At 40.9% G+C, this 17,124-nt stretch carries 14 protein-coding genes; 3 read left to right on the forward strand and 11 right to left on the reverse strand.

Going from position 1 to position 17,124, the window contains the following annotated elements:
* Positions 1-25 precede the first annotated feature (25 nt).
* Positions 26-1,486, forward strand: coding sequence for a sensor histidine kinase (locus tag LN995_RS04425; protein WP_229958755.1), 1,461 nt, complete (start codon positions 26-28; stop codon positions 1,484-1,486).
* Positions 1,487-1,541: 55 nt separating this feature from the next.
* A complete protein-coding gene (locus LN995_RS04430) occupies positions 1,542-1,976 on the forward strand; it encodes a response regulator (protein WP_229958757.1) in 435 nt (144 codons plus the stop codon).
* A gap of 46 nt (positions 1,977-2,022) precedes the next feature.
* Here the strand turns inward: LN995_RS04430 and LN995_RS04435 are convergent, their stop codons facing one another.
* From LN995_RS04435 to LN995_RS04485, 11 genes are all read right to left on the reverse strand, one after another.
* Positions 2,023-2,622 (reverse strand): ribonuclease HII, encoded by a 600-nt coding sequence (locus LN995_RS04435; RefSeq protein ID WP_229958759.1) that lies wholly within the window; start codon positions 2,620-2,622, stop codon positions 2,023-2,025.
* 173 nt (positions 2,623-2,795) lie between these two features.
* The gene (locus LN995_RS04440; RefSeq protein ID WP_229958761.1) at positions 2,796-4,190 is read right to left on the reverse strand and encodes a RagB/SusD family nutrient uptake outer membrane protein; all 1,395 of its coding nucleotides are present in this window, start codon (positions 4,188-4,190) and stop codon (positions 2,796-2,798) included.
* A gap of 19 nt (positions 4,191-4,209) precedes the next feature.
* The gene (locus LN995_RS04445; RefSeq protein WP_229958764.1) at positions 4,210-7,251 is read right to left on the reverse strand and encodes a SusC/RagA family TonB-linked outer membrane protein; all 3,042 of its coding nucleotides are present in this window, start codon (positions 7,249-7,251) and stop codon (positions 4,210-4,212) included.
* Positions 7,252-7,677: 426 nt separating this feature from the next.
* A protein-coding gene (gene prfB, locus LN995_RS04450) for a peptide chain release factor 2 (protein WP_229958765.1) occupies positions 7,678-8,755 on the reverse strand; the annotation gives its coding sequence in 2 pieces (ribosomal slippage) (positions 7,678-8,694 and positions 8,696-8,755; 1,077 coding nt in all).
* 95 nt (positions 8,756-8,850) lie between these two features.
* On the reverse strand, positions 8,851-9,924 hold the full coding sequence (locus tag LN995_RS04455; RefSeq protein ID WP_229958766.1) for a branched-chain amino acid aminotransferase: 1,074 nt from the start codon (positions 9,922-9,924) through the stop codon (positions 8,851-8,853).
* A gap of 29 nt (positions 9,925-9,953) precedes the next feature.
* Positions 9,954-10,502, reverse strand: a complete 549-nt coding sequence (locus LN995_RS04460) for a cob(I)yrinic acid a,c-diamide adenosyltransferase (protein ID WP_229958767.1) — start codon at positions 10,500-10,502, stop codon at positions 9,954-9,956.
* Complete coding sequence (locus LN995_RS04465; protein WP_262910404.1) at positions 10,503-11,228, reverse strand: ABC transporter ATP-binding protein; 726 nt, start codon at positions 11,226-11,228, stop codon at positions 10,503-10,505.
* Between the two features lie 12 nt (positions 11,229-11,240).
* Entirely contained in the window at positions 11,241-14,282 is a 3,042-nt protein-coding gene (locus tag LN995_RS04470; protein WP_229958769.1) for a tetratricopeptide repeat protein, read from the reverse strand.
* 15 nt (positions 14,283-14,297) lie between these two features.
* Positions 14,298-14,585 (reverse strand): Asp-tRNA(Asn)/Glu-tRNA(Gln) amidotransferase subunit GatC, encoded by a 288-nt coding sequence (gene gatC / locus LN995_RS04475; RefSeq protein ID WP_229958771.1) that lies wholly within the window; start codon positions 14,583-14,585, stop codon positions 14,298-14,300.
* The gene (locus LN995_RS04480; protein WP_229958773.1) at positions 14,533-15,333 is read right to left on the reverse strand and encodes a lysophospholipid acyltransferase family protein; all 801 of its coding nucleotides are present in this window, start codon (positions 15,331-15,333) and stop codon (positions 14,533-14,535) included. The genes gatC and LN995_RS04480 overlap by 53 nt, the downstream gene beginning before the upstream one ends.
* 117 nt (positions 15,334-15,450) lie before the next feature.
* Positions 15,451-16,014: an NUDIX domain-containing protein gene (locus LN995_RS04485; protein ID WP_229958775.1), complete on the reverse strand. Its 564-nt coding sequence runs from the start codon at positions 16,012-16,014 to the stop codon at positions 15,451-15,453.
* A gap of 212 nt (positions 16,015-16,226) precedes the next feature.
* Between LN995_RS04485 and LN995_RS04490 the strand changes: the two genes are divergently transcribed.
* Positions 16,227-16,529, forward strand: coding sequence for a Dabb family protein (locus tag LN995_RS04490; protein ID WP_229958777.1), 303 nt, complete (start codon positions 16,227-16,229; stop codon positions 16,527-16,529).
* The last annotated feature ends 595 nt before the right edge of the window (positions 16,530-17,124 follow it).

A 17,124-nucleotide genomic window follows, 5' to 3' on the forward strand; every position in this document is an offset into this window, starting at 1 on the left:
GTCATCGCTATCTATAGCAGGTATAATGAAATTATCAGTTAAGCTTTTTGCGGGGTTTGTACTTATTTCAGTACTTTTCACAATCGTATCAATTATAAACTTTCAGCTATCTGAAGTTGTGATTGAAAATTCGCAGTGGGTTTCCCGTTCGCAAATTGTTGTCAGGAACTCTGCAGCGCTACAGCGTAACATTATTGATATGGAAACTGGTATGCGGGGTTTTCTGCTAAATGAGAATAGAACTTTTTTGCAACCATATTACCAGGCTAAAGACCAACTGCCAAGCCTTTTTAAGGACATTCAGGCTTCTACCGCACAGTCGGAACAGCAAACACTTAAAATTCAGGAGATCTATAACCTGCAACGCCGGCTTCAAGAGAACTATGCAGAGCCTTTAATTTCGATGAAAAGCGCAGATACAATCTCTAACAACATTGCATTGTACGGCAAGCTAGACAGCTTAGTATTAGGAGAGAAAGTGTTGATGGACTCCATCCGAACTGCTTTTAAAGAATTTAATGCGATTGAATATAAAATTCGGGACGATCGACGCAGTTTACTAAACCAAAGTATAGATACTACACGAAGCGTGTCAATTATACTCACAGTTTTGTCTGTTGTGATAGGTTTATGTTGGGCCTATTATATTACCCGCCTTATCTCTAACCGCATTAATAAAATGGTAACCTTGGCGGATGAAATTTCCAAAGGAGACTTCAAGACAAAAATAATAGACAATTCCAAAGATGAGCTTAGTCATCTGTCTCGTTCATTGAACAGAATGTCTACCACCATTGATGAATCGTTCACCGAACTCGACAGGAAAAATAAAGAACTGGACCAGTTTGCCTATGTGGTATCACACGACTTAAAAGCTCCCTTGCGTGGTATAGAGATAGCATCGCGATGGGTTGAAGAAGATATGGGAAAAGAGTTACCCAGAAATATTCAGGAGTACCTGTTAATGATGCGTGCCCGAGTTGGCCGTATGGAAAACCTGATAAATGGTATACTGGCTTTGGCACGTGTGGGAAGAACCAAGCAGGTAGAAGAAAAAGTAGATGTTAATGTGCTGCTGGAGGAAGTAGCTGATATGATGACGCCTCCAAAAGGATTTGTAATTGATGTGCAAGAAAATATGCCTGTCCTACATACTATCCGTATACAGCTGCAGCAAGTGTTCGCCAACCTCATTAGCAATGCCATAAAATATCATGACAGAGACAATGGATTGATTTCTGTTAAACACCATGAGACAGAAAGCTACCATGTGTTTTCTGTGTCAGACGATGGCCCAGGCATAGAGCCGGAATATCATGAGCGTATTTTTGTGCTGTTTCAGACACTACAGGAGCGCGATGCAGTAGAAAGCACAGGGGTAGGTTTAACCATTGTGAAAAAGATTATTGAGTGGCAAGGAGGTTCTATTTGGGTTAATTCCGAACCAGGCAGAGGAGCAACATTTACTTTTACCTGGCCCAAATAATAGGCTGAAAAAACATATTATAATAGCTTTGTAAGCATAGCACTTAGGTTATACAATGAGTGAGAAAGATGTAAATGTCCTGTTAGTAGAAGATGACTACCTGGATATAATGAATGTAGAACGGGAGCTAAAGAAAATCAGTATTTCGTATCCTGTACATGTGGCACGTAATGGCAGAGAGGCTTTAAACATGCTGCGAGGTGATGATGTGCCCAAAATATCTCCTGCGCCCAGTGTTATTCTGTTAGACATTAATATGCCCCGAATGAATGGGCTGGAGTTTTTAGCCGAACTACGCCGCGACCCGGAGTTCAGTCACATTCCTGTCTTTATTATGACAACTTCTAATGAAGAGACAGACCGTGTGGCAGCTCAGAAGCTAAATGTATCAGGTTATATTGTTAAGCCTCTTACTTTTGACAGCTTCGAAAAAAGCCATTCTTCCCTCGACAGCTTCAGCCTCTTCCTTGATTTGATTAAGTTAAAATAAGAAGCTGTTATTACATGCAGCTTCTTACTTTATCAACAAACAAGCTCTAAAGCTTGAACTCTGTTTGCTTGGGCAGCAGTGTAAAAGAATGCCGATGATGCACTGTAGAACCATATTCCTGTATAGCCTGCCTGTGCGCCTTAGTAGGGTAACCTGCATTTTGCTCCCACTTATATTGTCTATGTTCCTGCGCTAACTGCACCATCAAGTCATCACGATGTGTTTTAGCCAATACAGACGCTGCAGCTATAGACAGGTACTTCCCATCTCCTTTTATGATAGAGGTATGGGGCAACGTTTGATAAGGTTTGAAGCGATTGCCATCAATTATCAGATATTCCGGCACCTGCTTTAACCCCGCTATTGCCCGGTGCATTGCCAAATAAGTAGCTTGCAGTATGTTCACATCGTCTATCTCGGCAGACGATGCCTCCCCTATTGCCCAATCTACAGCATCGTGTAAGATTATTTCACGCAGCTCTTCCCGCTGTTTCTTACTTAACTTTTTAGAATCGTTCAGGAGGGCATTCTGATAGTTTATTGGTAGTATAACGGCAACTGCCACAACTGGCCCGGCTAAACATCCTCTGCCTGCTTCGTCAATGCCAGCTTCTAATCTGTTGCCACTGTAGTTTGGTAAGAGCATAATGTGAATTTTAGAGTGCAAACTTAATTCGTAAAATAACTCTATTTATTAGATGATACCATATTTTCCAATTTCTTTAATACACATTCCCTCTTATCCTTTTATTTTAGATGATAAACAACAAAGGAGGGTAGGTAACTACCCTCCTTTGTTGTTATAAGACTATTAGCTGCCTAATAATCAGCATTCTGCTCAATATTAGGATTTGCATCAATCTCTTTACGAGGTATTGGGAATGCTAACACAGACGAACCATAAGCAACTCCAGATTTACTGTATGTTTGTCTTGAATCAACATAAGGGATATCCTTTTCATTCCGCACAAGATCAAAGAAGCGATGACCTTCCATAGCAAGTTCTTTTCTTCTTTCAGTAAGAACATTCTCTAAGGTTGCCGCTGTGTATTCCGCAGCATTTCTGTTAGAAGGAATCATGTTCAGATAAGTCAATGCCTCTGAAGACCCTAAGTGTGCTAGAGCCTCAGTATAATTTAGGATTACTTCTTCGTAGCGGATAACTTTTATATTATCTGAGTATTCTGAATACTTACCCACCATACGATAGGTAGTATCCTTTTCTGCAGCATCATACTTCTTGCTATACAAATATAGCCTTACATCGTTCTTAGCATATGTGTTATAAAGGTCTTGAGTAACCTCTACATCACCATAATTGCCTTCATTATACATATAAGACAAGCCGTTGCTACCATTATTATCTGCGTCTGTAAGAGCTAATTCAAAAACAGAGTTTGCCGCTGCCCCCCCCCAAGCACTTGTATAGGAACCGGCATCAACAACACTGAATTGTTTAGAATCAATTACTTTTTTAGCTGCTTCTGCTGCTTTTGCATAATCTTCTGTATAAAGATAGTAACGAGACTGTAACGCATATACCGCCCAGGTAGAGATTTTAGTAGGGGTAGACTCATCCAAGCTTGGATCCATCATACTAAGAGCAGTCTGGAAGTCTTCACCGATTTTAGCCCATGTCTCATCTACCGTTGCACGTGATGGGTAGAGAACATCCTCGGTAAGCTCGCTGTTACCGTCTGTATAAGTTGTGATATAAGGTACGCCCAAATTTCCACCCGACCATTGCTGCCCATAAAGACGCAAAAGATCCATGTGAGCCAGGGCTCTAATAGCATAAGCCTGCCCTTTGGTATACTTTACCTCGACACTTTCATTATCTTCTACCTCTGATTGGATTACAAGATTAGCATTTGAAATAACCTGATAAATTCGTGACCAAGTATCAGTTGGGTACGCATCTGTAGCATTCAAAAAGAACTGAGCAGGCCCAGTGAATCTACCTGAATTACCAGAACTAAAGGCATTATCTGAGCGAACTTCAGCAAAGACCACGTAATCTCTACCATAGTAAGTGTAGTAATTCATGCGATCATAAGCACCCAATACTAAACCTTGTAAGTCACTAACTGTGTTGATATTTAATTCTGTTTCTAAGTTATCTGTAACTTCTGGTTCTAAATAATCTTTTTCGCATGACCCTAAGCTTAGCGCCAGCAGTACAAGACAGTATTTATATATTTTGAAAGTCTTCATTTTCTTATTCTTTTAAACTTTAAAAGCTTGCATTGATACCTACTGCAATTGTTTTAAGCGGAGCCGCATTTATTTGTAACAATCCGTTAGGCTTAACTTCCGGGTCAAAAGTAAGTTTATCATCTTTAACCCAAGTCCACAGGTTATTTCCTTTCACGTACAGATTAACATTACTTAAACCTAACTTTGAAATTAACGCTGCCGGAAGGTTATACCCAAGTGTTACGTCTCTTAATCTTAAATATTCAGCATCATATAAACGCCTGGTAGATGCTGCAGCGGAGTTTGAAGTATTACCGTAAACATTTTTAGGGTTTTCTGCTACATCCCCTGGCTGTTGCCATCTATCATACAGGGTTGCATATCCATTTGATGTGGTAAAGTTGTAACGACCATCAGATAATGTATAGTGAGCATAGCTGTCATATACTTTATTTCCTGTTGAATAGTACAGGCTTGCAGACAAGTAGATCCCCTTATAGTCAAACCTTGTATTTAAACCACCAAAGAAGGTAGGCATAGCACTTCCATGATAAGAATACCCTGCCTTACTGTATGTAGAAGTTGTTTCGCCACTAGTGCCTTCTACATACCATAGAGGAGCACCTGTTTGCACGTCTACTCCGGCCCATGTAGGCATATACCAAGAGAATACAGGCTGTCCTTCTGCCACTCGTCTTACACTATTCTCAGTAATCGTAATTTCCCCACCATCTAAATTTTCAGCAAGTCTGGTTACTTCGTTATGCACAGAAGTAAAGTTTACACCTAAATTCCACTTAAAGTCTGTACTTCTAATGATATCGGCATTAGCACTTACTTCCCAACCTTTGTTTACCATGTCGCCTACGTTCTGGTATTGAGAGCTAAACCCAGTGGTATAAGAAAGAGGAACATCCTGTAAAAGATCAGTCGACTTTCTGTTGAAATACTCAACTGAACCAGTTATTCTGTTAAAAAGTCCAAAGTCTAGTCCAACGTTATAGGAATAGTTGTTTTCCCAGGTTAAGTACTTGTTACCAAATTGGCCCGGAGAAACAGCCGGACTGGAGTTGTATGAACCGCTATAACTTAAGAAAGACTGATATAGGTTCTCTTCAATACCAGCATTACCTGTTTTTCCATAAGATGCTTTTAGCTTAGCATTACTAAGCCACTCACTGGTTCCCTGCATAAATGCTTCATCAGAAAGTAACCAAGATCCAGCTATTGAGTAAAACGTTCCCCATTTGTTATATGGTGCAAATCTAGAGTGTCCTTCTCTTCTATATGTACCATCTATAAAGATGTTGTTTCTTAACGTATAGGTAACTAAAGCCATTGCAGAGTTAATAGCCCAGTCAGTAGCAGCGGCAGTACCATAATCTACTGTGCCAACTGATGAAGGATAAACCAAACCATCAGCTGCTATACCATAACCACCTGTAGCAACTGTGTAGTAGCTATTTTTTTGAGCCTCATACACTAGTTTAAAATCCAGCTTGTTATTGTTGTTAATAACCCAGCTGTAATCCAACATGTTTTTCCAATCGTAGGTAAAGTTTCTGTTGTTATACACATAAGAATTACCATTCTGGCTCAGATCAGTTGCACTATTAACGCCATCACCATGATGACGATTATCATAGAGCAGTTCTTCATTGATGATATAATCAAGGCCAATTGAAGAAGTAAATTTTAGATTGTTTAGAATCCTGTATTCTACTGCAGTTGAATTAAGTATTCGGGATTGCTTTCTACGATTGATGTCATTTTCAGCAATATATAACGGGTTATACTGGCTTCCTCCTAAATCTAGATTAAGCGATCCATCTGCATTATAAGGACTATAAAATGGACTTGTAAATAAATAAGCTGATTCAGGGTTACCATAATACGCTGCACCTTCCAACTGACCGTTTTGCAACACGTACGATCCGTTTGTGGAAGTACTTAAAGTAAACTTATCAGAAAGCTCATTTTCAAAATTAATTTTACCGGTTGTTCTCTTATAATTTGAACCTACGGTTACACCATCTTGTTGGAAATGCCCTGCAGAAACATAGTATCTGGATTTCTCATTACCTCCTCTTACTGATAAGTCATAAGTACGGGTTATGGCATCATCATTTGTTACTACATCTTTCCAATCGGTATCTGTAACACCATCCCAGCCACTGTTATACCTAGCTCTGGCATCTTCAATGCTTGTGGCCTGGCCAGCGTTTACACGCGCTTCATAATACAGTTCATCTAATTGTGCTGCACTTAACATATCAGCACCATCTACTGCTCTGGAAACCACACCTGTTTGAGCGGAGAAACTAACAACAGGCTTACCGGCCTTTCCTCTTTTTGTAGTTATTACAATAACACCGTTAGCGCCACGAGCACCATATAGCGCAGTTGCACTGGCATCTTTCAGCACTGTTACGTTTTCAATGTCATTACTATTGATAGACGAAAGAGGACTCAAACTACCTGTTCCTGTATCTTCATCATTAACATTCTGGTTCATAACTGGAATCCCATCAATTACATACAAAGGTTCATTATCAGCTGTGATCGAGCTAATCCCTCTGATGCGTATATTTTGAACAGCACCAGGTGTACCTGAAGAGGAAGAAAGTTGCAAGCCGGGTACATTGCCCTGTAACGCTTGATCCACTGTTGCAAAAGGTTTGTTCTCAAACTTAGCACCTCCTAATGTAACAGCAGACCCTGTAAATGACTCTTGTTTTCTCTCTCCATAACCTGTTACAACAACCTCTGAAAGTTGCGCATTATCAAGGCTAAGAGAAACATTTATATTACTTGCCCCAGAGATATCTCGTTCTACAGTTTTGTAGCCAATAAAACGAAATACTAATGTTGTACCATTAGTTGGCACATTAATTGTGTATGCGCCATCAGCATTTGTTGCTGTACCTACCGAAGTTCCTTTCACTTGAATTGACACTCCGGGTAATCCTTGTCCAGTAGACTGGTCCGTTACCGTACCAGACACTGTCCTACTCTGGGCAAAAGCCTGCTGCATCAGGGTCAGCACCAGAGTAAAACTTAGTAATAGCAGTTTTCTCATTTGTGTTAAGGTGTAAATAGTTAAAAGTTAGATTGTGTTTGGGTTTGTAATAAAAAAATGGGCAATACATTGCCACATACCTTGTTAGGTATGTCTTAAAGTAATAATAAAAAAGCCTCATAAAATGAGACCCCTAAAATATTAAGTAAGTTTTCTTAAGATAGGTTGTTGTAGCTCCTAATAAGTAATAGATATCAGAATTGGTATAGGAACAGCGCGGTTCTTTGTAAACTAGTACTTCATATAAACTCTTATTTAATTCATCTTAGTTTCGCACACAAGATTAACTTTTTTTTTATTCTGTGCAATATATTTTTTTTTAAAATTTCATAACAAAGCTAAACTATAATCTATAAAAAAGCCCCTAATAACTGCTATTATTAAGAGAATAGCAGTTATTAGGGGCTTTTTTATAGGATCGCTGGACTATGCCTGCATCAGATAAGCTTTAATATATTCATCCAAATCTCCATCCAACACATTTTGCACATCTGAGCGTTCTACACCGGTGCGAATGTCTTTAATGAGTTTATAGGGGTGCAGCACGTAGTTTCGTATCTGAGAACCAAAATCAATACGTTTTTTAGTACTTTCAATGCGGTCACGTTCCTCGTTCCGCTTCTCTATTTCCATCTGGTAGAGGCGTGATTTCAACATACGAATGGCGTGCTCCTTGTTCATGAGCTGTGAGCGTTCTATCTGGCACTCAATCACAATACCTGTAGGTTTATGTTTCAAGCGAACAGCCGTTTCTACTTTGTTCACATTTTGCCCTCCGGCACCACCAGACCGGAAAGTGTCCCATTCAATATCACCCATGTTTATCTCAATATTAATGGTATCATCCACAACTGGATAAGAAAACACAGAGGCAAAAGATGTATGGCGACGCCCCCCGGAGTCGAAAGGCGAAATACGCACTAAGCGGTGTACACCAATCTCTGACTTTAGGTAACCGTAGGCAAAGTCTCCAGTAATCTCTAACGTCGCAGACTTTATACCCGCTCCTTCGCCAGGTTGGTAGTTAATCTGCTTCACACCAAACTTATGCGACTCAGCCCACATAATATACATCCGCATAAGAATCTCAGCCCAGTCCTGGCTTTCTGTACCACCTGCACCAGGGTTGATTTCCAGTATAGCGCTTAGCTGGTTTTCTTCCCCACTAAGCATACGCTTAAACTCTAAACCTTCTACTTCTTCTGAGGCTTTACTAAACTCCTGCTTAATATCTTCTTCCGATACATCGCCTTCTTTATAAAAGTCGAACAGCACTTCAAAATCAGCTACGGCCTTCTCTACCTCTTCATAGTGGTCTGTCCACACTTTTACTGACTTTATATCTTTTAGAAGTTTCTCGGCTGCTTTTGGGTCATCCCAAAAATCAGGGGCAGTAGTTTGTTTTTCTGTTTCTTCTACTTGTTCCTTTTTGGCATCGTAGTCAAAGATACCTCCTCAAGGCCTCTACTCTGGCCTTTAACTCTTTTACCTGCTCAGCAGTCATCTGTTTTATAATTAATGTTCAAATATATAAAAAGGAAAAATGCTGAAGTATAAGCACAGTCGCATACACTTCAGCATCTTAATTTACTGTAAAGCTCAAAGGCTAACTTTGTACACCCAGTTGTGTTTGTCCGGTGCCTGGCCTGTCCTTATTTTATCCAGCTCAATAGCTACCTGGTTAGACACTTTGCGACCCTCTACAGGAGGCAGTTCATAATCCTGTCCATTGTAGTGAATAAGAGCAATCTGAGAGATGATGGCTGCAGTTCCTGTACCGAAAGCTTCCTGAAGTTTACCAGCTTTGTGTGCTTCTATCACTTCTTCTACTGCAACTTTACGCTCTTCTACTTTATAACCCAGATCTTTGGCAACCTGTAGTACACTGTCGCGTGTTACTCCGTGCAAAATGCTTGTACTTAAGCTTGGCGTAATTAATACATCATCAATTACAAACATCACGTTCATAGTACCAGATTCCTCCACGTACTTGTGCTCTTTGGCATCTGTCCAGATAAGCTGATCATAGCCTTTCTCCTGCATCTTGCGGGTTGGCAACAAGGCAGCGGCATAGTTACCTGCAGCCTTGGCATACCCTGCTCCACCTTCTGCTGAACGCACATAATTAGGTTCTACAGCTACTTTTACAGGCACATCATAATACTTACCCACAGGCCCTGCTATTATCAGGAAGCGGTAAGTTAAAGATGGTCTTACACCGATAAAATCATCGGTGGCAAACATCAATGGACGAATATAAAGCGAAGAACCTGCTTTTGACGGCACCCACGCTGCATCAAGGCGAAGCAACTGCTCCAGGCCTTGCATAAACAGTTCTTCCGGTAGTTCTGGCATACACAGGCGCTCTGCTGAAGAGTTAAGACGCTTCAGGTTAGCCAGCGGTCTGAAAAGCAGAAGATCACCATTGGCATCTTTATACGCTTTCATGCCTTCGAACAAAGCCTGCCCATAATGCAATGATGAAGTGGCAGGGCTCAACGACATATTGCCGTAAGGCAGTACCTGTGGGTCTTGCCAAACGCCATCTTTATAATCAACCACAAACATGTGGTCAGAGAAAGTTTTCCCAAACTGAAGGTTATCGAAATCTACTTCCGAAATGCGCGACTTCTCCACGCGTTGTACAGGTATGGTAAATGTATCTACTGACATAAATCAATATTTATCTCTAGGTTAGGTAATTACATTCTTGGTTTCCAGACAATTTCTTCTGCCTGTAACTCATACGTCATTTTACGGCAAAGAGCGAAAAGGTAATCAGACAGGCGATTCAGATAAATAACCACCAGATCTTCTACCGGCGACTCTTCCTGCAACCGAATAATCAGACGCTCGGCACGACGACATACACACCGGGCCACATGTCCGAAAGAGACCGACTGATGCCCGCCCGGCAGAACAAAGGCACGCAGCGGGGGCACTTCAGCCGTCATAACATCAATTTCCTGCTCCAGTAGTATTATATCCTTTTCGTGCAGGTCTGGTGTCTTTTTTGTTTCTTTTTCAGGATCAGATGCCAAGGAAGCCCCCATGGTAAACAGCCTGTCTTGTATTTCTTTTAATATACCTGATCTGCCTTTGTTAACATCCTGGTCACGCACCAAACCAATATAAGCGTTTAGTTCATCAACAGTACCATACGCTTCTATACGTAAGTGTGATTTTGCCACACGCGTTCCGCCAATAAGGGAGGTTGTACCTTTATCACCGGTTTTAGTGTAAATTTTCATTTAGTGCTGCTCTGCCTGAATTTTAGCAAAAGTGGTTACATCATCATTAATAATATCCGACTCAACAAGCCCGTCACGCAGGCGCACAATGCGATGTGCATACTTGGCAATATCTTCTTCGTGCGTAACCATTATAATGGTGTTGCCTTTGGCGTGCAGGTTCTCGAAAAGCTCCATTATTTCATAAGAAGTTTTGGTATCGAGGTTACCAGTAGGTTCATCGGCTAGTATAATACTAGGATCGTTAATCAAAGCACGTGCTATCGCGACACGCTGGCGCTGGCCACCTGAAAGTTCATTGGGTTTATGACCGCTTCTGTGTCCCAACCCAACGCTTTCTAAGGCTCGCTGTGCTTTTTCTTCGCGTTGGCTTTTGCTATAACCAGCGTAAATCAGAGGCAATGCAACATTTTCCAGAGATGACTGACGCGGTAACAGGTTAAATGTCTGAAACACGAAGCCAATTTCCTTATTCCGCACTTCGGCAAGTTCATTGTCTGTCATGTTGCTTACATCATTCCCGTTCAGGATGTAGTTTCCGCCACTTGGAGTATCGAGGCAGCCGACAATGTTCATCAGCGTAGACTTTCCCGAACCAGATGGCCCCATAAAAGCAACGTATTCACCTTTGTTAATACTGATGGATACCGACTTCAATGCATGTATAGTTTCACTACCCATGCGGTATACCCTGGAGATGTCGTGTGTCTCGATGATGGTGCTCATAGGGCTTTTTCTTTATTGCCAGTTTTCGGCACGAGCCTCAACCTCCTGGCGCTGGTTCTCGAATTTCTCTATAAATGTACTGTATTCCTCAGCAGGAAGCAAATCTTCTAAAGTAGCGAATGCATGCTCTGCATAGCTGCCCAAGCCTTGATCAATGCTCTCCAACGCATAAGCTTTCAGTAAGGGAGCAGCATAAGGGTTATAGGTAATTCCATCTAGCAGAATGTTATAAGCCTTCAAGCTATCCGGGGCTTGCTTTGAAAAGAAATCAGCAGCTGCCATAACAACCTCTTCATCATAGATTAAAACTTTGAGTGCCTGTTCATAACGGTTTGCAGCATCTTCTTTTCTGCCTTTGGCATCCGCAATTCTTGCACGAAAGTAGAACTTATATCGTTTATCCCGATCGTTAAGGTACAAGTTATCCAAGCGGTTTAGCAAAGCATCGTAATTGTCTGTATAGAGCCACAGCTTTAACTGCTGCAGGTTAAGAGCCGAACGTAATTCCCCTTCAGCCCGCAGGTAGGGGGCTGTTTCTTTGATGGCATCATATGCTGCACGCCAACGTTGCTTAGCTAAGAAATACTCTATACGTGCTATCAGTGCTCTTCTTTTAAGATCTTTCTCCTGTACAGACTGCACTAAAGAGCTTACTTCTTCCGAGCTAAGGTCTGGCAGGTAAGTCAATAAGTACTGTACTTTGTCTTTATCGGAAGCCTGCGTAAGTATAGAGGAAATGTCTTGCCTTAGTACCATTGCTAAACTTTGTGCGACAGACATAGCCGACTCAATTTCTGTAAAGCCTACTTCTTCCAGTGCCGAGACGGCTTCTTTCGGCTGATTTGCCAGTGCAAGTGCATATCCCTGTGACAAGAACGCCTGTGTAAATCCTAAATCTTTCGCTTGGGCAAAATAATGCGCGGCGGCTCTGAAATTCTCTTCCTCCAGCATCCATATCCCTAAGACATTGTAGTAGTAGCCACTTTCCGCTGATGATGATGAAAGCGCCAGGTTTTCTACCACGCTTCTGGCCTCCTTAGCTCTGCCATCGTAATGATGCACCAATCCTTTCAGGTAAAGTAAATCTTCGTAGAAAAGCTGGTTCCCTTGCACATTAAGGTAATTGTTAATATACCTGAGATTTGTTGTATCACCATTTCCCAGAGCACTGACAGTCTGGTTATAAAACAAAGTAAAATCTTCTACAGACTTCAGCGAATCTGGCACAAAAGCTTCTCTGCTTTCAGGCTCCTGCCCAAGCAATTGCCGCAACACAGCTATATTACTACGCAATGATTTATACTTCCCTCTGCCACTTTCATCCAAAAGTTCCTGTGCTGGTTCCAGCATAGCTTGCCGCGTATAAAAGGCTAACCTGTTGCTCCGAATAAAGTCTTTGTCTGAAGTATACTCCTGAGCTAAGTTAAAATAGTAGTTGGTACTATCAATAATACTTGTCTCTGTATACAATAGCGCCAGGTTGTTGTAGAGTTCTGCACTTTCCGGAAATTTCTCCACTCCCTGCTGTAACACATAGAGTTTCTCAAAGAAATATTTCTTCTCATCGTACAGGTTAGCCAGGCGAATGTAAAGCTTTGGGTTAGGGCGTTTAAGCAGGCCATCCTGTAGCCTCAGAATTTCATTATTCCGTTGCTCCTGTTCCCGGTACATGCCAGCAAGGCTGTAGTTAGCCTTAACATTGTTGGCATCAAAAACATCGCTTTCCATATAAAAGCGCTCTGCTAAAATGGTGTTATCAGAGGCGCTATAAAAGTCTCCTATATAGTTGTAATAACCACCTTGAGCATAAAAATAGGTTCTGTACTGCGTACGCATCACCAGTATACCTAATATAATTGTTCCCATCAGGAAGAAGGAGAACAAAGACAGATTCCTGGGATCATAGACTACTTTGTATACTGCCACACGCTCACCTAACATACGACCAAAGTTAACCATGATGTACACAAAGAACATAAAACCATAGGCCAGATGCGTATACACAATCAGGTCATGGTAGAGTACAGTTAGGGAGTCATTAGCTGTAGCAAAAGCATATCCTATACTAAGGAATGCGATAGTTCCAAAAACAAGATACAGCACAGCACCTGCAGGCTGAAAAGAGAACAATCTCTTATAATATGCCTCTCGTTGCCGCATTCCCCAAAAGCCTGCCACCGTTGAAAAGAACAGAATAACATAGGCGTTTACATAAAACAACTCTTCCTGTATATACCCTACATGCCGCAGATACAACAAAAGCAGATTTGTAAGGTAGAGGCCACTAATCAGTATAAACTGCCAGAGACTAAAGCGCCTTTCCGGACTTTTGCCTTGGGTATTAATCCAAAGCAGTGCATTAACGTTTTCATAAGAAACCCAAATCATGAAAAGCACAGTGACGATCAATGTGCCAAGCGAACTGTAATTAACAAGATGTAAAGCAGTTAGCCTTGCCGGAAGGTTTGCTTCACTAAAGATCAGGCCCCCTAGCAAGGCAATCAGCAACAGCATAACCAGCACCCGCCATACAAAGCTTACCTGCTGCCAAAACGCCTGGAAGCCATAGCTCACTCCAATTAAAAGCACAATGCTTACCAACAATGTCGTTTGGCTGGCATTGCTCCCGAAAACATCTAGCAAATCGAAGTTAAAAGTGGCCAGAAACAGCATTAGTAGCAGTGCAGCACCATAATAAGCAAACCGTAGCATGGTACTGATAGCTGCCGTATAGTAAGCCAACGCTACAGCCAGAACAGCCAGGAAAACACAGGCCGCAATTATATTTAGTCTCGGTAACGCTACATCATATTGCTCAAGCACAAGATAACCGTCTATAGACAGCGTAAACGGTTCCAGCAACCTTGTCACCTCATTTACTGGTACAGGCACTACTTGCAGATCAGAGATCTTATCCCAGCCAAAGACATAATTATCTCCTGTAAAATAATAATATATGCCCTGTAGCAACGCTACAAGAGCTAGAGTCAATAAAAAAATATAGGGATACTTATGACCAGTATCCCAGTTATTCCAGAACTTAATTCTATTCATCAGTAAACCAACAGACTATTCCAGTACTTTAGGTACTCTGAAATAATCAGAATCTTTTTTAGGCGCATTCAGCAAGCCTTCTTCATGTGTAATTTCATTTCTGGCTACATCCTCACGCATTACATTTACCTCCTCTGTCATGTGGATAAGAGGCTCTACATTCTCCGTATCAAGCTCACGAAGCTTATCTACCCAATCCAGAATCTTATTCAGATCCTGCAGCATTTCCTGCTCTTTCTCCTCGTTAAACTCAAGCCTCGCTAAGTGTGCTAAGTTCCTTATAGTTTGAATATCTGTTGACATGCGTCTTATTATGTTTTGTTATTTCTGTTTGAATGATATTAAATACTTTTTCTTTCAGCGCTGGTAAATCTTCTAGTTTCATTCCCTCTGTTTCAATCGGCTCATGAATAATTATCTTGAGCGGATGCCACCTTACTTTCAACTTACCATCGAGATCAGGTAGAAATTTGTGGTTATAAGGTATTGTTACCGGCACTACCGGCAACTGCTTTTCAATGGCTATTTTAAAGGGCCCTTCCTTAAAGCTCATTAGCTCCTCTCCTGCCGTTGGCGGAATTGTTCCCTCCGGAAAAATAACGAGGTTACGCCCCTGCTCTAGTGTCTTAACAGACTTAATGTAGCTTTTAGCACTACTTACAGCACTTTTACGGTCTACTGAAATATAGAGCTTATCATAAAACTTACCCCACAACGGCACCTTTGCTAATGAGCTTTTGCCTACAAAGTTAAGAAATCCTGGGATGGTGTGCAGCAATAATGGTATATCAAGATAAGAACTGTGGTTTGGGGTGAATATATACAGCTTTTCAGGATCAAAACGCATGCGCCACTCCACTTTAACCGGAGTTAAAAACATACGCAACGCTGCTGTAGACCAAAAGCGATTAACATTATGCAAATATTTGTACCGTTTCTCCTTCCGTGCAAAGTAAGCCTGTAATGGATACGTAATTACAAAGGGCATCACAAACCAGGTAACGCACCATGTTGTATATATACGTTGTGACAGATATTTTATGGCTTTCATGTCCTCGACTGTAAGAAGGTTCTGCTGCTTATCAAGTTAGCTCTATTTTTTATTACAATGATAATTGTTGAATAATTCAATAAATCTGAAACAACATTTTCGCACCTTCAACTGCAGTTATTTCTGGCTTTGCTCCTGGAGTAGAAAAGCAGCTTTAAGAATACCTGCGACACTAATGGCATCTGTAATTTTATTAGTCATACACATTTGTACAGCCTCATCAAAAGACACCCGCTTAATGTGCAACTCTTCTGTATCTTCAAATGCAGTATCACCAGCAGTAAGCCCTTGAGCTAAAAACACAAAGCCTTCCTCATCTGTAACAGAGTTAGAAGTATGCAGCCTTGCAATATTTGTCCATTTAGCTGCAGTAAAACCTGTTTCCTCTTTTAACTCCCGTTTAGCAGATTCCAATATATCATCTTCAATTAAGCCACCTCCCATTGGTATCTCCCACGAATATTCATTCAGTGCATAACGATACTGCCCAATCAGGTAAGTATAGCCCTCATTATCTATAGGAATAATACCAATAGCTTTATTCTTAAAGCTGACAACACCATAAATACCTTCTCCACCTTTCGGGTTAAGTACCTGGTCTTCCCGTACATTTATCCATGGGTTCTGATAAACAGGTCGGCTGGAAAGGGTTGTCCAGGGGTTGTGGGTTTCATCTATCATTGTTTTTCTTCTTTGCTATACAAATTGCTAATATAACAGGTAAATGTAATCAAAGAAACATGAACAGGTAAAGGTTTAATGGAACAGTCGCAACCTAAGCCAACATTAACCTGTTATATTTAACTAACATAAATTATGCCCTAACTAATTAACCTTTTTATACTTTGTTACTTAGTATATATTCAGCAATTTTATAAAAGAAGGAAAAAGATATGTTTGTACATCATGTATTTTTTTGGCTTAAGAATCCTGATTCATCAGATGAAAGAGCTAAGCTATTAGACGGAATAAAACAGTTAAAAGCTGTTGAGACAGTTAAAACATTTCATGTAGGAGTCCCTGCAACTACTAACCGACCAGTTATTGAGCGAGGATATAGCTTTTCACTACTGCTTATTTTTGATAACCTTGAAGATCAGGACACTTATCAGGTGCATCCTATACATAAGAATTTTGTCGAAGAGTGCTCTCCATTATGGTCTAAAGTAGTAATCTATGATGCAGTAGATACTTAAGGTTATTTAAAACACTTCTGAAACAATAGAGCAATAGGCTTACTGTGCTAGCTGTAGGCCTATATTTTAAACTTACTTTTTGCTGTACTGATGTTGCTGAGAGCGACAAGAAAATGAATAGAAAAGAGGCAAAAAGCTTTTAAAGTATCTAAGTCTGATTCTAAAGATCAACCTGAGAGCATAAGCTTAGTGCTCAATGAAGACGGATGAGCCAATGTAGATGAATATATAGTTGAAGACTCATCTAAGTCAAGAAGAGACGAGCAAATCAGGAACATTCCACTAAAGTAAATTCAGGATTATTAGCTAAGATGTCATCTCACTCTAACAAAAGGCACAAGCCACCATGCCCGTTTATCGGAGGACGCAGAAGCAGCCAGTAAAGTAGATGGGTAGACAGTTAAGCCCGTTCTTATAAGAGTCAATGCTGACCAGATGCATCAGGATCGGATAAAGCCTTGCAGATCAGGAAAGGATGCCTGCTTGACTGACAGTGTCCCAAGCAACTACATCGAACTCAATAAACTAGGTAGCTTTTAAAAAAGCACGATCTCTCCTTATGTTAGTTGGCTACAGGGCGCTTAACCCTCTTCTT

Source organism: Pontibacter silvestris (assembly GCF_020907275.1).
GTDB lineage: Bacteria > Bacteroidota > Bacteroidia > Cytophagales > Hymenobacteraceae > Pontibacter > Pontibacter silvestris.

What these genes read in the sequence shown, in the direction of transcription:
- LN995_RS04465 (WP_262910404.1), bottom strand. Translation starts at nt 11,228, where the DNA reads ATGAGCACCATCATCGAGACACACGACATCTCCAGGGTATACCGCATG.
- LN995_RS04435 (WP_229958759.1), bottom strand. Translation starts at nt 2,622, where the DNA reads ATGCTCTTACCAAACTACAGTGGCAACAGATTAGAAGCTGGCATTGAC.
- LN995_RS04440 (WP_229958761.1), bottom strand. Translation starts at nt 4,190, where the DNA reads ATGAAGACTTTCAAAATATATAAATACTGTCTTGTACTGCTGGCGCTA.
- LN995_RS04445 (WP_229958764.1), bottom strand. Translation starts at nt 7,251, where the DNA reads ATGAGAAAACTGCTATTACTAAGTTTTACTCTGGTGCTGACCCTGATG.
- LN995_RS04455 (WP_229958766.1), bottom strand. Translation starts at nt 9,924, where the DNA reads ATGTCAGTAGATACATTTACCATACCTGTACAACGCGTGGAGAAGTCG.
- LN995_RS04470 (WP_229958769.1), bottom strand. Translation starts at nt 14,282, where the DNA reads ATGAATAGAATTAAGTTCTGGAATAACTGGGATACTGGTCATAAGTAT.
- LN995_RS04490 (WP_229958777.1), top strand. Translation starts at nt 16,227, where the DNA reads ATGTTTGTACATCATGTATTTTTTTGGCTTAAGAATCCTGATTCATCA.
- LN995_RS04460 (WP_229958767.1), bottom strand. Translation starts at nt 10,502, where the DNA reads ATGAAAATTTACACTAAAACCGGTGATAAAGGTACAACCTCCCTTATT.
- LN995_RS04485 (WP_229958775.1), bottom strand. Translation starts at nt 16,014, where the DNA reads ATGATAGATGAAACCCACAACCCCTGGACAACCCTTTCCAGCCGACCT.
- LN995_RS04425 (WP_229958755.1), top strand. Translation starts at nt 26, where the DNA reads ATGAAATTATCAGTTAAGCTTTTTGCGGGGTTTGTACTTATTTCAGTA.
- LN995_RS04480 (WP_229958773.1), bottom strand. Translation starts at nt 15,333, where the DNA reads ATGAAAGCCATAAAATATCTGTCACAACGTATATATACAACATGGTGC.
- gatC (WP_229958771.1), bottom strand. Translation starts at nt 14,585, where the DNA reads ATGTCAACAGATATTCAAACTATAAGGAACTTAGCACACTTAGCGAGG.
- LN995_RS04430 (WP_229958757.1), top strand. Translation starts at nt 1,542, where the DNA reads ATGAGTGAGAAAGATGTAAATGTCCTGTTAGTAGAAGATGACTACCTG.